Genomic DNA, 14186 nt, shown 5'->3' on the forward strand with positions numbered 1-14186 from the left:
ACGAAGGCTTGATATGAGCCGTTCCCCTCCTCTACTGTCATCGGTATGAAGATTGGCATAGTGGGTTGCGGCACCGTCGGCAGAGCGGTTGAGCAACTATTCGCGGGGCGTGCCGAGATCACTGCTTGGGATGTTGCGTTCGACAACGCTTACCCAGCTGCAGAGCTATCCGTCTGTGACTGTGTTTTCGTTTGTGTCCCCACGCCACCGACCAAAGAGGGGTCGGCCGATCTGAATTTTGTCCACGAGGCGCTGTCCCGACTGCCAGCCGCCCGGGTCATCCTGAAGTCCACCGTTCCGCCGGGAACCACGTCCGCACTGGCAAAAGAGTACAAAAAGGAGCTGTGCTACTGGCCTGAATACATCAGCGAGAGTACATACTTCAACCCTTTCTTCGGTGACCGGATCGAGAGCGTGCCTTTTGTCATCCTGGGCGGTGCGCCGAAAAACCGGACCTGGGCTCTGTCGATATTACAGTCGATCCTGGGGCCTACTCGACGGTACTTCCAATGCTCCGAACTGGAGGCGGAGCTGATCAAGTACACGGAGAACGCGTTCTTTGCGGCCAAGGTGACGTTCGCGAACGAGATGCAGCGAGTTTGCGCGGCGCACGGCGCCGACTGGAACATCGTCCGGGAAGGATGGATTTTGGATCCTCGTGTCACGCCTATGCACACTCTCGCCTTCGAAAACGACCCGGGCTTTGACGGGAAGTGCCTTCCCAAGGATTTGAGCGCCATAGTTTCCTCAGCAGTACGGAACGGCTACGAACCGGCGTTCCTCAAGGAGGTCCTGCGATCGAATGCCCGCTTTCGATGCGAGGACATGGAACAGGGCGACGTGTGAGGAGGCGCCACTCCCCGTCAGGTAACGGTCGGCCGCGGAGAGGGCGCCGCATCCGCCAGTTCCCGGCGTTGCTGGGGCGATCGTCGGAATCCTGAGGTGGGGACGAGGAGGACGGCCGGTGACGTCGCAGGGCGGGTCCGTGGTTGGCTTTACAGGCTTCGAACAGTGCGTCCGTCCGGGCAGACTGATCGGCTGTCACTTCCGGTTGGGTGCGGAGGTGAAGGTCCGACAGACGACGGCCTGATCCCAGAGACGTCGGCGATGGGCCGCGCGCTTGAGACGCGAGACTACGTGCGTGGCCTGTTGGGGCCGGTGGGCCGGCAGAACAGCTGGCAGCTGGCAGCTGGGCCGAGCGTGCAGGCCATGCCGCCCCCTACGGCTTGCAGCGGCTGCTGTCGTGGTGTCAGTGGGACCCGGATGAGATTCGCGACGACCCGCAGGATTGCGTAGCCGAGTGGCTCGGGCAGCCAGACGGTGTGCTGATCGTCGACGACACCGGCTTCATCAAGAAGGGCACCGTCTCCGCCGGGGTGCAACGGCAATATTCCGGCACCGCCGGCCGCACGGAGGATGCCTCGTCGAGCCCATGGAGGCCGTGGCGGGAATCGAACCCGCGTAACTCGCTTTGCAGGCGAGTCCCTAAGCCACTCGGGCACACGGCCGGGTCGGGGTGGAGCGCTGGGCTCCGTTCCGAACTTGGTGAAACGACCGTACGACGGGGCCGGGTGAGGGCCCAAGGGAAACACGGGGGCTGCAACGGGACTGCCATACGCCGTTCATGAACGGGCGGCGAGTTCAACGGTGGTCTCGGGGGGGGGAGGGGCGGGCGTCGCGTGAGCCGGTTGCCGGACGGTCGCTTCGTCCTGGGCCGGGCGTGTGCCGTCGGCGTTGTACCGCAATTTGCGCGCCGCTCAAAGAGGCAGGCCTCGGGCTGATCGAGGCGGTGCGGATCGAGTGCTGCTGCCGGCGGCCGAGGAGGCCGGGTCACATCCGGCGGCGTTCGCGGCGGTGTTTCTGCCGATGGCGGGGGTGGCGTTGGTGGGGGCTTGGGTGAGTACGCGGCTCAGGGCTGCGCCCGGTGAGGCGGTACCAATCTGACCCGTCGTACGCGATGCCGGGCTGCTGGAGTCGGCCGTGCACCGGCCCTCGGCCTCCATGTTCGGGCAGGAGGCATACACCGACCTTTTCGACAAGGCCGCGGCGCTCCTGCAGTCACTCGCGATCAGTCGCCCCTTTGTCGACGGGAACAAGCGCACGGCGTGGACATCCTGCGTTGTCTTCCTGGCGATGAATGATGTGCGACTGCGTCCGGACATCGATGCCGCCGAGCGTCTGGTCATCGGCGTGGCCACGGGCAGCCTGGACGAGGTCAAGGTCATCGCCGAGGCGCTGCGGAGCTTGGCCGAGTAGCCGATGTGACGTGAGTCCCACCCGCGGGCGGCCCGGCATGGTTCGCGCGTTGGCAGCGTCGGCCCGCCGGTAGGGTGGCCCGGTTGTCATACCCAGCCGAGCCCCCGACCACCCCACGGAGACCGTGACTACCACCGCCGCCGCCAGCTCTGCCTCGCACTCCCACCACCTCTCTCCCGCCTTCCCCGGCCGTGCCCCCTGGGGCACCGCCAGCAAGCTGCGTGCCTGGCAGCAGGGGGCGATGGAGAAGTATGTCCAGGAGCAGCCACGCGACTTCCTCGCCGTAGCCACCCCCGGCGCCGGCAAGACGACCTTCGCGCTGACACTCGCCTCCTGGCTGCTGCACCACCACGTCGTGCAGCAGGTGACCGTGGTCGCGCCGACCGAGCACCTGAAGAAGCAGTGGGCGGAAGCGGCGGCGCGCATAGGCATCAAGCTCGATCCCGAGTACAGTGCGGGGCCGCTCGGCAAGGACTACCAGGGCGTGGCCGTCACGTACGCCGGTGTCGGTGTGCGCCCCATGCTGCACCGCAACCGCGTCGAGCAGCGCAAGACACTCGTCATCCTCGACGAGATCCACCACGCCGGTGACTCCAAGTCGTGGGGCGAGGCCTGCCTTGAGGCCTTCGAGCCGGCCACGCGGAGGCTCGCGCTCACCGGCACGCCGTTCCGCTCCGACACCAACCCCATCCCCTTCGTGACGTACGAGGAGGGAAACGACGGGATCCGGCGGTCCGCCGCCGACTACACGTACGGCTACGGCAACGCGCTCGCCGACCACGTCGTGCGGCCCGTCATCTTCCTCTCCTACAGCGGCAGCATGCGCTGGCGCACCAAGGCGGGCGACGAGATCGCCGCCCGGCTCGGCGAGCCCATGACCAAGGACGCGGTCAGTCAGGCCTGGCGCACCGCCCTCGACCCGCGCGGCGAGTGGATGCCCAGCGTGCTGCGCGCCGCCGACCAGCGGCTGACCGAGGTCAGGAAGGCCATCCCGGACGCGGGCGCCCTCGTCATCGCCTCCGACCAGGACTCCGCGCGGGCCTACGCCAAGCTGATCCGCGAGATCACGGGCAGCAAGGCGACCCTCGTCCTCTCCGACGACACCGGCGCCTCGAAACGGATCGACGACTTCAGCGGGAGCAACGACCGCTGGATGGTCGCGGTGCGGATGGTGTCCGAGGGCGTCGACGTGCCCCGGCTCGCGGTCGGCGTGTACGCCACCACCATCTCCACCCCCCTCTTCTTCGCCCAGGCCGTCGGCCGCTTCGTGCGTTCGCGCCGCCGCGGCGAGACCGCCTCCGTCTTCCTCCCCACCGTCCCCGACCTCCTCACCTTCGCCAACGAGATGGAGGTCGAGCGCGACCACGCCCTCGACAAGCCGAAGAAGGAGGGCGAGGAGGACCCGTACGCCGAGTCCGAGAAGGAGATGGAGGAGGCGAACAAGGAGGAGGACGAGGACACCGGCGAGCAGGAGCAGTTCGCCTTCGAGGCCCTGGAGTCCGATGCCGTCTTCGACCGCGTCCTCTACGACGGTGCCGAGTTCGGTATGCAGGCGCACCCGGGGAGCGAGGAGGAGCAGGACTACCTCGGCATCCCGGGCCTGCTCGAACCCGACCAGGTGCAGCTCCTCCTCCAGAAGCGGCAGGCGCGGCAGATCGCGCACAGCCGCAAGAAGCCGGACACCGAGGCGGACCTGCTGGAGCTGCCCGCCGAGCGGCGGCCCGTCGTCTCGCACAAGGAGATGATGGAGCTGCGCAAGCAGCTGAACACCATGGTCAGCGCGTACGTCCACCAGAGCGGCAAGCCCCACGGTGTCATCCACACCGAGCTGCGCCGCACCTGCGGCGGCCCGCCGAGCGCCGAGGCCACGGCGGGCCAGCTCCGGCAGCGGATCGCCAAGGTGCAGGAGTGGGCCACGCGCATGAAGTGACGGCCGTTGCGCGCCGGACCTTTCACGCCGTACGTATCGGGACATACGGAGGTACTCCCTCCCCGTATGTGCCCGGATTCTGGACGGAGCCTTCCGCTCAGCGAACCCCCTTCGCTACTGTCCGGCTACGCACACGCCCCGTGGCAGCGCCGCCGCGGAGCGCAGCCGTGAAGCGACGCGGCCCGGTACAGGCCGGGCCGCCGGCCGATCGGCGGCCTCTGTTGCGCGTCACTGACGGGACTCGGTGACGCACCGCCGCGCGGAGGTCGCCGACCTCACCACTTGGAGGAGTGGGCGTCGTGACCGCGGAGACTTCTCAGACGCTCGACCGAGGACTACGCGTCCTCAAGCTGCTGGCCGATACCGACCACGGGCTGACCGTCACAGAGCTTTCCAACAAACTGGGCGTGAACCGGACCGTGGTGTACCGGTTGCTCGCCACGCTGGAACAACATGCGCTCGTACGGCGTGACTTGGGCGGTCGCGCCAGGGTCGGGCTCGGGGTGCTCAGGCTGGGCCGGCAGGTGCATCCGCTGGTGCGGGAGGCCGCGTTGCCGGCGCTCCGGTCGCTGGCCGAGGACATAGGGGCGACGGCTCATCTGACGCTGGTGGACGGGGCGGAGGCGCTGGCCGTGGCCGTCGTCGAGCCGACGTGGACGGACTATCACGTGGCGTATCGGGCCGGGTTCAGGCACCCGTTGGACCGGGGGGCCGCGGGCAGGGCGATCCTTGCCGCGCGGGCCAAGCCGGCGGGGGAGTGCGGGTACACGTTGACGCATGGAGAGCTGGAGGCGGGGGCCAGCGGGGCTGCGGCGCCGCTCCTCGGGGTCACGGGGGTCGAGGGCAGTGTGGGGGTTGTGATGCTGGCTGATGCGGTGCCTGAGCGGGTGGGGCCGCGGGTGGTCGATGCGGCTCGGGAGGTTGCCGAAGCCCTTCGCTGAGCTGCCGGCCGGGGTGGTGCGGGCCAGGGGGTGCGCAGCCCGGGGGTGCGGGGTGCCGCCTCTCTTTCGGACGGGAGCCGGCCTTGGCGGCACGATGGCCCGCAGGCTGGGGCGGTGGATGTGCCCGCAGGCCGGGGCGGTCCTGGTCGCAGCTACGTCGTGGGTTCGCTGAGGGCCGCCAGTGTTCTCAGTTGGAGCCACAGGAGCAGGCGTTCGTCGGGGTCGGTGAGGTCGATTCCGATGTGCTGTTGGGCCTGCTTCAGGCGGTAGCGGCAGGTGTTCGGGTGGACGGCGAGCCGTTTTGCCGCGCCCGCCGTGTCGCAGCCCGCGTCGAACCAGCTGACCAGGGTGCGCGCGTAGTCGGTGCCGTGTGCCTCGTCGTACGCCAGCACCCGGCGCCATGACCCGGCGCTCAACTCCCGCCGTTCGCCCAGTACTTCGGCCAGACGCAACAGCGTCACCCGCGGGCGCACCTCGTCCACCGTCGCCACCGGCAGGTCCGGTCCGAGCACGCGCAGCACCAGCTCGGCGTCCTCCCGTGAGCCCACGACCTCCGCCGGACCCGCCACCAGCTCGCCCAGCGCCGCCCGCACGGGCACCCGCAGCGCCTGCCCCGCCCGCGTCACGATGTCCTCGGCGAGCCGCCTGTGGCGTTCCCCGGGCGCCGGAAGGACCGCGTACACCACCCCGTCGACCAGCACGCACGCGTGCCGCCCGTAACGCGCCTCGCACTGCAGTCGTACGACGTCCAGCAGGCGCAGTGCGGTCTGCTCGGCGTCCGGGAGGCTCGCGGCGTCCAGAACGAAGGCGGCCACCCGGACCGCCCCCTCAAGTCCCAGGCGGGCGAAGGCGGTTGACGGGTCCGCCGTGCCGTCGAGAAGACGGCGCAGCAGGTCGCTGTTCTGGTGGCGGGCCAGCTCCTGTGCCGCCCGGGCCCGCAGCAGGAGCAGTGCCGCCGTGGACGCGCCCTGTGCGAGGGTCTCCTCGGCGTCCGGGGCGAGCGTGCCGTCGTCGACCACCCAGACCGAGCCGAGCGTCTCGCCGCCCGCGCGGACGGCGACCGCGAGGCGCGGCAGGTCCCCGTCCCGGACCGCGGGCATCCGTACCGGCCCCGGGGCCGCGAACAGCGCCCGGTACTGCCCGGTGTTGGCCGGGCTGACCGGCACCCGGAGGCCGAGGATGCTCTGCCGCCGGTCCTCGTCGACCGGCTGGCCCGGGACCGTGGAGTAGGCGAGCACCCGCTGGCGGGGGTCCTCCACGGCCGTCGCCCCGCCGGTCGCCGCCGCGACGGCGTCCGCCAGAGCGAACAGGTCCCCGAGGCCGCCTGCCGACGGTGCGGGCCGGGCCGCGATCGCCGAGGACAGCAGCAGGTGCACGTGGTGCCAGGCCGCGTCCTCGTCGACCGACAGCAGCGCCACGCCGTGTGCCTCCGCCGCGCCGACCGGTCCGTCCGGGCCGCGTACGAGAAGCCCGGTCATCCCGGCCTCCGCCGCCGCCCGGACGAGGGGGCCGGCGGCCGCCGCCCGCACGCCCACCGCCAGCAGCAGCGCGCCCGGCGCATGCGGCATCGGGGCATGGGCGTCGTACAGCAGCGCCTCGGTGACCGGGGCGGCGAGCCCGGTGGGGGCCGTCTCCAGACGCAGGGAGGGGCCGCCGACGACGTCCAGGAGGTCGCCGAGGGTGCAGGCATCCATGGGGCTCCTCGATGCGGAATGGCGGATGGCAGATGGCGGATGGCGGACGGCGACATGATTGGCCGATCTCGAAACGAACGTACGCAGCTGTTGTGCGGGCGCACAACCCGGAGCGGCCCCGCAGCTCCGAAACTCGACCCATGACCCTCGACCGCCCGCCCGGAGTGAGCATCCGCACGGTCCACGACGTTGCCGGTCTCGCCGCCGTCAGCGACTACTTCAGCTTCGTCTGGCAGACCCCTCGCAGCGCCCCGCCCTACCCGGCCGAAGTGCTGCACAGCCTCGTCCACGCGGGCGGCGCCGTGCACGCCGCGTACGAAGGGGCCCGGCTCGCCGGGGCGTCGGTCGCGGTGTTCGGGCCGGACGGGGACGCCTACTCCCTGGTCGCCGCCGCCGACCAGGGCCGCGGGTACGCCGTCAAGCAGGCCCAGCGCGCCTGGGCCCGCGGCCTCGGCGCCCGCACCATGCGCTGGACCTTCGACCCGCTGGTCGGCCGCAACGCCCGCTTCAACCTGGTCAAGCTGGGCGCCACCGGCACCGAGTACCTCGTCGACTTCTACGGCCCGATGGCGGACGGTGTGAACGGCGGCGACGAGAGCGACCGGCTGACGGTGACGTGGGAGCTGGCGGCGCCGGCCCCCTCGTACGAGACCACGGACCGGGACACCGCCCCCGTCACCCACACCGCCCCCGACGGCGCGACGCTCGCCTGCCGTGATCTCGCCGGCCGTCACCTCTGGTGCCGCGTACCGGACGACATCGTCAGGCTCCGCGCCGCCGACCCGGAGCTCGCTCTGCGCTGGCGGTACGCCGTCCGTGAGGTGTTCACGGAGGCCTTCGCGCAGGGGTTCAGGGCGACGGGGATGTCCCGTGACGGCTGGTACACCCTTTCGAGAGAGGCGGCGGCATGAAGCTGGAACGCGTGGAGGTCGTCCATGTGGCGATACCGCTGGTCACCCCGTTCCGTACGTCCTTCGGCACGATGACGACGAAGGACACCTTCCTGCTCCATGTCGTGACGGACGCGGCCGAGGGCTGGTCGGAGTTCGCCGCCGACCCCGAACCCCGCTACTGCTCGGAGTTCGTGGCCGGTGCGGAGATCGTGCTGCGCGACTTCCTGCTGCCGCGGGTCGCCGCCCTTCCACGGCTCACCGCTGCCGCGCTCGCCCCCGCCGTGGCGAAGACCAAGGGCCATGAGCTGGCCAAGGCCGCCCTGGAGACGGCCGTCCTGGACGCGGAGCTGCGGTCGTACGGCATGCCGCTCGCCACGTACCTGGGCGCGGTGCGCGACCGCGTGCCCGCGGGGGTGTCCGTCGGCATCAAGGAGTCCGTCCCCGAGCTGCTGGACGACGTGGAGCGCTACCTCGACGAGGGCTATGTGCGCATCAAGCTGAAGATCGAGCCGGGCTGGGACGTGGAACCGGTCCGGGCGATCCGGGAGCGCTTCGGGGACGCGCTGCCCCTCCAGGTCGACGCCAACACGGCGTACACGCTCGCCGACGCCGAGCACCTGCGGCGTCTGGACTCCTTCGGGCTGCTGCTGATCGAGGAGCCGCTGGACGAGAACAACCTGTACGCCCACGCGCAGCTCCAGAGGCGTCTGGGGACCCCCGTCTGCCTCGACGAGTCCCTCCACAACGCCCGTGACACCGCCTCCGCGATCGCGATGGAGGCGTGCCGGGTCGTCAATGTGAAGCCCGCGCGTGTGGGCGGCTATCTGGAGGCCCGCCGCATCCACGATGTGGCGCACGCGCACGGGGTGCCCGTGTGGTGCGGCGGCATGCTGGAGACGGGAATCGGCCGCGCCCCGAACCTCGCCCTGGCCGCCCTGCCGGGATTCACCCTCCCTGGGGACACGTCCGCATCCAGCCGTTACTTCGCCGAGGACATCACTGAGCCGTTCGTCCTCAAGGACGGCCACCTGCCGGTACCGACGGCCCCTGGGATCGGTGTCGAACCGCTGCCGGACGTACTCCGGCGGTTCGCGCGGGAGCGACGAGACCTGTGGGTGAGCCGACCGGCACCTGGCCGGAAGTGACCCTCACGTTAGATTGATCCCGTGCTCTCTCGCCTCACACGCCCCCAGGCCCTCGCCGTCTGCGCCCTGCCCGTCGTGGCGCTGATCGCCACCGCGGTCTTCGCGCCGCTGCCGTTCTCGCTGGCGCAGCCCGGGCTGACAGCGAACGTGCTCGGGAACAACAAGGGCACCCCCGTGATCACGATCTCGGGGGCGAAGACCCGGCAGACGAGCGGGCAGCTGAGGATGACGACGATCGAGGCGACGAGCCCGGACACGCATGTCTCGCTCGGCGATGTGATCAGTGCCTGGTTCGCCACGGACCGGGCGGTCATGCCGCACGACTCGGTGTACCCGAGCGGTCAGTCCACCAAGGAGATCGAGCAGCACAACAGCGCGCAGATGAAGCAGTCCCAGGACGCGGCGACGCGGGCCGCGCTGGACTATCTGCACCTCAGCGACAAGAAGGTCAAGGTCACGCTGAAGCTCGCCGACGTGGGCGGCCCCAGCGCGGGCCTCCTGTTCACCCTCGGCATCATCGACAAGCTGGACGGGAACGGCAGCGGCGGCGACCTCACGGCCGGCCGGCACATCGCGGGTACGGGGACCATCGACGGCGACGGGACGGTCGGTGCCGTGGGCGGTGTGGCGCTGAAGACGCAGGCCGCACGCCGGGACGGGGCGACCGTCTTTCTCGTGCCGAAGGCCGAGTGCTCCGACGCCAAGTCCGAGCTGCCCAAGGGGCTGCGGCTGATTCCGGTGACCACGCTGAAGGGCGCGGTGAACTCGCTGGTGGCGCTGGAGTCGGGGAAGGGTTCCGTACCGAACTGCTGACCCGGCTCCCGTGGCAGCCGCGTCAGCGGGCGAGGCGGTGGTTCAGTCGGTGTCCTCCAGGGGGTGCTGCCAGCGGAGGCCGGGGAAGCGGGCGAAACCGCGGTCGGCGGAGTACAGGGTCGCCCCGTGCTCTGTGGCGAGGGCGGCGAAGTAGGCATCCGGAACGAGATTTCCGCGAGCCCCGGCCTTGAGACACAGGCGCTCGAAGATCTCCCAGTGCCGAGGCCCTTCCTGGGCCAGGGTGGCGACCGGTGCGCTGCGCATGTCCCGGAGGAACTCGAGCGCTCTCTCTGGCTCGCTCGGCGGCTGGTAGATCCGCTGGTGGGTGACGATGCGCAGGAAGCCGCTGTCGATCACACCGTTGTACCCGACGGGTTCGTCGCCCCGCAGCCGCTCGATGAGCCAAGCGTGGTAGCGGTCGTGGTCCTTGGCGTCCTCTCGGAACGCGTACACGAGGACGTTCACATCGCAGATGATCATTCGAAGCCGTCCATGAGGTCGCGCACGGAGGCGTTGTCGTCGAGATTGACGCCGGGGCGCACCCCTCTGCCGCCAGGATCAGTGGTGAGCTTGACGATGTTCTGCGCCGCCGCCACATCCCGCGCGAACGACGCCCTCAGCGCATCCTCTATCACCGCACTGACCGTGACGCGCCTGCGCGCCGCCCGCAGCTTGGCTTGCTGGATCAGGTCCTCGGAGAGGTCGACTGTAGTCCTCATGCACACAAGTGTAGGCACTCTGCATCATGATGCGCCAGGGTGAAGCGATGATGCGCGGAATTGACTCGTCCGTTTCGCCGGTCCGCGGCTCCCTACTTCACGAACCCCTCCGCCTTCATCCACTTCAGCGCCACCTGATGCGGATCCTCCCCGTCCACGTCCACCTTCGCGTTCAGTGTCCGCGCCACCGTGTTGTTCAGCTTCTTCGTCACCGGGTCCAGGACCTCCGCGATGGCCGGCCACTTCTTCAGTGCCTTGGTGTTGATCTCCGGCGCCGCGTTGTAGTTGGGGAAGAACTTCTTGTCGTCCGCCATCACCACCAGGTTCATGGACTTGATGCGGCCGTCGGTGGTGAACACCTCGCCGTAGGTGCAACTCCCCTTCTGCACCTGGGTGTAGATGATCCCGGTGTCCATCTGCGTGATGTTCTTCGCGGGCACGCTCATCCCGTACGCCTTCTCCATGCCCGGCAGTCCGTCGGCCCGGTTGGCGAACTCGCTCTCCACGCACAGCGTCACCGCGCCGGGGGTCTTCGTCGCCAGCGCGGCCACTTCGGACAGGGTCGTCGTGCCGTACTTCTTGAAGTTGGCCTGGTTCACGGCCAGCGCGTAGGTGTTGTTGAGCTGCGAGGGCGGCAGCCAGGTCAGGCCGTTCCCGAGGTCGGCGTCGTGCACCGCCTGCCACTGCTTCTGCGGGTCGGGGATCGGCTCGCTGTTGCCCTGGTACGTGATCCAGGCGGTGCCGGTGTACTCGTACATGCCGTCGGCGTCCCCCTTCTTGACCGCCTCCCGCGCACCGATCGAGCCCTGGATGCCCGTGCGGTCGAGCACGTCCGCGCCGGCCGCCTGGAAGGCGATGCCCATGATCGCGCCGAGGATGAGCTGCTCGGTGAACTCCTTGGAGGTGACGGTGAGATGGGCGCCCTTGAGGGGCTCGCCCTGAGCGATGGAGCCGGGTTTGACGTCGTCGACCATGGGCGAGCCGCTCGTCAGACCGCACCCCGAGGCGCCCACCACCAGGGCCCCGGCCAGCAGTGCGCACGGCAGCGGCAGCCGCGTACGCCCTCTCACGTCCCCACCTCCAGCCCCCGGGGTCTGAGCAGGAGTTCCGCCAGTGAGGCCAGCCAGTCCACCAGCAGCGCCAGGACGACCGTGAGGATGGAGCCCAGCATCAGCACCGGCATCCGCTGGTTGGTGATGCCGGTGGTGATCAGCACGCCCAGGCCGCCGCCTCCGCCGAAGGTCGCCAGGGTCGCCGTGCCGACGTTCAGGACCAGTGCCGTACGGACGCCCGCGAGGATCAGCGGTACGGCCAGCGGGAGTTCGACCCTGGACAGCACCCCCAGCGGGGTCATGCCGATACCACGGGCCGCCTCCAGCAGCGTCGGGTCGTTGGCCTTCAGACCGGCGATCGTGTTGGAGAGGACCGGCAGCACGGCGTAGATGATGATGCCGATCAGGGCCGCCTTCGTGCCGGTGCCGAGCCAGATCACCAGCAGGGCCAGCAGGCCGATCGCCGGGGTCGCCTGGCCCATGTTGGCGATCGTCATCGCGACCGGCGTGGCCTTCCGGAACGCCTTGCGGGTGAGCAGGATGCCCAGCGGGATCGCGATGATCAGCACGAAGAAGGTCGAGATCACCACGAGCTGGATCTGCTGCGAGAGGGCCTTCGACACCTGGCCGCCCGAGAGCGCGTTCTCGGAGATCGGGTCGAGGTCGGCCTGCCGGAACCACAGCCAGGTCGCGAGCAGGACGGCGACGAGCACGGCGGGCAGGAACGTCAGCTTCTGCCAGGTGATGCGTGACTTCCGGGGGCCCGGCGCCGGCGGCGGGGCCTCGGTCTCCTGCAAGGCCTCGGTCTCCTGCGGGGCCTCCTGTTCGGCCGGCCCGGCTTCCTCCAGCTCGGAAGCGGTCATGCCTTCGTCACCCCGCCGGGGCCCTCCTGCTCGGCGTGGGTCTGGGCCGCCCGCAGGTCCTCCAGCTCGTGCTGGGCCTCCAGCGCCTCCAGGCGGTCCGCCTCCAGCAGCTCGTGCACGGAGTTCATCAGTGTCTCCATGTCGACGACGCCCTCGTACTCGCCGCGCCGCCCGGTGACCGGGACCCGCCCCGCGTTGTCGGTCAGGACCGCCTCCAGGGCGTCCCGGAGCGTCGCGTCCCTGGTCACCGTGTCGCTCACCAGCGTGCCCGCCCGGGCGAGCGAGCCCCGCGCGCGCATGAGGTCGCCGCGCCTGAGCCACTTGTAGGGCCGGCCGCGCTTGTCGAGCAGCAGGATCTCGTCGGTCCCGCTGCCCCGGAGCCGGTTGAAGATCTCCTGGAGCGGGTCGTCCAGGGTGACGTTCGGGTAGTCGGTGATCTCCACGTCCCGTACGCGGGTGAGGTTCAGCCGCTTGAGCGCGGCCCCCGCGCCCACGAACCCGGACACGAAGTCGTCCGCGGGGTTGGTGAGGATCGCCTCCGGAGTGTCGAACTGGGCGATGTGCGAGCGTTCCCGCAGCACGGCGATGCGGTCGCCGAGCTTGATCGCCTCGTCGAAGTCGTGCGTGACGAACACGATCGTCTTGTGCAGCTCGTGCTGCAGTCTGATCAGCTCGTCCTGGAGATGGTCGCGGGTGATCGGGTCGACCGCACCGAACGGCTCGTCCATCAGCAGGACCGGCGGATCGGCGGCCAACGCCCTCGCCACGCCCACGCGTTGTTGCTGTCCGCCCGACAGCTGGCGCGGATAGCGGGCGCGGAACTCGCCCGGGTCGAGGCCGACGAGGTCGAGCAGTTCCTCGACCCGTGCCTTGATGCGCGCCTTGGGCCAGCCGATCATCTTCGGTACGAGGGCGATGTTCTGGGCGACGGTCATGTGCGGGAAGAGACCGGCCGACTGGATCGCATAGCCCACCTTGCGGCGCAGCTTGACCGGATCAATGTCGGTCACGTCCTCACCGTTGATCCGGATGCGGCCACCGGTCGGCTCGATCAACCTGTTGATCATCTTGAGTGTCGTCGACTTGCCGCATCCGGACGGGCCGACGAAGATGACCAGCTCGCCCGCCTTGATCTCCATGTTGACGTTGTCGACGGCGGGGCCCGGATTGCCCGGGTACCGCTTGCTGAGGTTCTCCAGCTCGATCGTCGCCCCATGGGTGGCCTCAGGCACGGATCCCCCTCGGGATGGTCAGCCGTCCGATCAGGACGTACGCGGCGTCGAACAGCAGCGCGAGGACGATGATCCCGAGCGTGCCGGCGAGGACCTGGTTGAGCGCGTTCTTGCTGCCCAGTGAGCCGATGCCGCGGAAGATCTCGTTGCCCAGGCCGGGCCCGGAGGCGTAGGCCGCGATCGCGGCGATGCCCATCAGCATCTGCGTCGAGACCCGGATCCCGGTCAGGATCGGCGGCCACGCCAGCGGGAGTTCGACCCGCATCAGCCGCATCAGCCGGGACATCCCGATGCCCCGCGCCGCGTCCACCAGCGACGGGTCCACCCCGCGCAGTCCCACGATCGAGTTCCGCACGATCGGCAGCAGCCCGTACAGCGTCAGCGCGATCACCGTGGGCGGCACGCCCAGGCCCACCATCGGGATGAGCAGACCGATCATGGCCAGCGAGGGAATGGTCAGGATGGTCGAGGTGGTCACGGTCGCGAGGCTGCCCGCCCAGTCGCTGCGGTAGGTGACGATCCCGATCAGTACGCCGATCAGGGTCGCCACGACCATGCACTGGAACACGGCGCTGGCGTGCTGGTAGGCGTCGGTGAGCAGCTGCTGGTGCCGGTTGCCCAGGTACTCCCAGAAGCTCATACGCGCTC

Annotated in this window: 13 protein-coding genes, 1 tRNA gene and 2 pseudogenes; 8 read left to right on the forward strand and 8 right to left on the reverse strand. The window is 69.6% G+C overall.

Annotation, left to right across the window (positions count from 1 at the left end):
- Positions 1–45 precede the first annotated feature (45 nt).
- Both LJ657_RS34230 and LJ657_RS34235 read left to right on the forward strand, forming a co-directional pair.
- Positions 46–846, forward strand: a complete 801-nt coding sequence (locus tag LJ657_RS34230; RefSeq protein WP_232652797.1) for a Rossmann-fold NAD(P)-binding domain-containing protein — start codon at positions 46–48, stop codon at positions 844–846.
- A gap of 282 nt (positions 847–1128) precedes the next feature.
- Positions 1129–1418, forward strand: a pseudogene (locus LJ657_RS34235) (transposase); the annotation flags it as partial.
- 15 nt (positions 1419–1433) lie between these two features.
- Here the strand turns inward: LJ657_RS34235 and LJ657_RS34240 are convergent.
- Positions 1434–1508: transfer RNA gene (locus tag LJ657_RS34240), tRNA-Cys, on the reverse strand.
- A gap of 439 nt (positions 1509–1947) precedes the next feature.
- Here LJ657_RS34240 and LJ657_RS34245 point away from each other — a divergent pair.
- The 3 genes and pseudogenes from LJ657_RS34245 to LJ657_RS34255 form a co-directional block, all read left to right on the forward strand.
- Positions 1948–2256 (forward strand): annotated as a pseudogene (locus LJ657_RS34245) (type II toxin-antitoxin system death-on-curing family toxin); the annotation flags it as partial.
- Positions 2257–2380: 124 nt separating this feature from the next.
- Positions 2381–4186: a DEAD/DEAH box helicase gene (locus tag LJ657_RS34250; protein ID WP_232652798.1), complete on the forward strand. Its 1806-nt coding sequence runs from the start codon at positions 2381–2383 to the stop codon at positions 4184–4186.
- A 299-nt stretch (positions 4187–4485) separates the two neighbouring features.
- Complete coding sequence (locus LJ657_RS34255) at positions 4486–5127, forward strand: IclR family transcriptional regulator (RefSeq protein ID WP_232652799.1); 642 nt, start codon at positions 4486–4488, stop codon at positions 5125–5127.
- Positions 5128–5279: 152 nt separating this feature from the next.
- Here LJ657_RS34255 and LJ657_RS34260 read toward each other — a convergent pair whose 3' ends face one another.
- Complete coding sequence (locus tag LJ657_RS34260; RefSeq protein ID WP_232652800.1) at positions 5280–6821, reverse strand: PucR family transcriptional regulator; 1542 nt, start codon at positions 6819–6821, stop codon at positions 5280–5282.
- A 140-nt stretch (positions 6822–6961) separates the two neighbouring features.
- Between LJ657_RS34260 and LJ657_RS34265 the strand changes: the two genes are divergently transcribed.
- Genes LJ657_RS34265 through LJ657_RS34275 form a run of 3 tightly spaced genes read left to right on the forward strand, consistent with a single transcriptional unit; the run spans position 6962 to position 9672 of the window.
- Positions 6962–7732: a chorismate synthase gene (locus tag LJ657_RS34265; protein WP_232652801.1), complete on the forward strand. Its 771-nt coding sequence runs from the start codon at positions 6962–6964 to the stop codon at positions 7730–7732.
- Positions 7729–8859 (forward strand): o-succinylbenzoate synthase, encoded by a 1131-nt coding sequence (gene menC, locus LJ657_RS34270; RefSeq protein ID WP_232652802.1) that lies wholly within the window; start codon positions 7729–7731, stop codon positions 8857–8859. The genes LJ657_RS34265 and menC overlap by 4 nt, the downstream gene beginning before the upstream one ends.
- A 21-nt stretch (positions 8860–8880) precedes the next feature.
- Positions 8881–9672: a YlbL family protein gene (locus tag LJ657_RS34275; RefSeq protein ID WP_232652803.1), complete on the forward strand. Its 792-nt coding sequence runs from the start codon at positions 8881–8883 to the stop codon at positions 9670–9672.
- A gap of 42 nt (positions 9673–9714) precedes the next feature.
- Here the strand turns inward: LJ657_RS34275 and LJ657_RS34280 are convergent, their stop codons facing one another.
- From LJ657_RS34280 to LJ657_RS34305, 6 genes are all read right to left on the reverse strand, one after another.
- Positions 9715–10152: a type II toxin-antitoxin system VapC family toxin gene (locus LJ657_RS34280; RefSeq protein ID WP_232652804.1), complete on the reverse strand. Its 438-nt coding sequence runs from the start codon at positions 10150–10152 to the stop codon at positions 9715–9717.
- Positions 10149–10391 carry a ribbon-helix-helix domain-containing protein gene (locus tag LJ657_RS34285; protein ID WP_232652805.1) on the reverse strand — a complete coding sequence of 81 codons (243 nt, stop codon included), beginning with the start codon at positions 10389–10391 and terminating at the stop codon, positions 10149–10151. The genes LJ657_RS34280 and LJ657_RS34285 overlap by 4 nt, the downstream gene beginning before the upstream one ends.
- A 92-nt stretch (positions 10392–10483) precedes the next feature.
- Positions 10484–11461 (reverse strand): glycine betaine ABC transporter substrate-binding protein, encoded by a 978-nt coding sequence (locus LJ657_RS34290; RefSeq protein WP_505016525.1) that lies wholly within the window; start codon positions 11459–11461, stop codon positions 10484–10486.
- A complete protein-coding gene (locus LJ657_RS34295; protein WP_232652806.1) occupies positions 11458–12306 on the reverse strand; it encodes an ABC transporter permease in 849 nt (282 codons plus the stop codon). The genes LJ657_RS34290 and LJ657_RS34295 overlap by 4 nt, the downstream gene beginning before the upstream one ends.
- Positions 12303–13538 carry a betaine/proline/choline family ABC transporter ATP-binding protein gene (locus LJ657_RS34300; protein ID WP_232652807.1) on the reverse strand — a complete coding sequence of 412 codons (1236 nt, stop codon included), beginning with the start codon at positions 13536–13538 and terminating at the stop codon, positions 12303–12305. The genes LJ657_RS34295 and LJ657_RS34300 overlap by 4 nt, the downstream gene beginning before the upstream one ends.
- On the reverse strand, positions 13531–14178 hold the full coding sequence (locus LJ657_RS34305) for an ABC transporter permease (RefSeq protein WP_232652808.1): 648 nt from the start codon (positions 14176–14178) through the stop codon (positions 13531–13533). The genes LJ657_RS34300 and LJ657_RS34305 overlap by 8 nt, the downstream gene beginning before the upstream one ends.
- Positions 14179–14186 lie beyond the last annotated feature (8 nt).

The organism is Streptomyces guryensis (assembly GCF_021261325.1).
Taxonomy (GTDB): Bacteria; Actinomycetota; Actinomycetes; order Streptomycetales; family Streptomycetaceae; genus Streptomyces; species Streptomyces guryensis.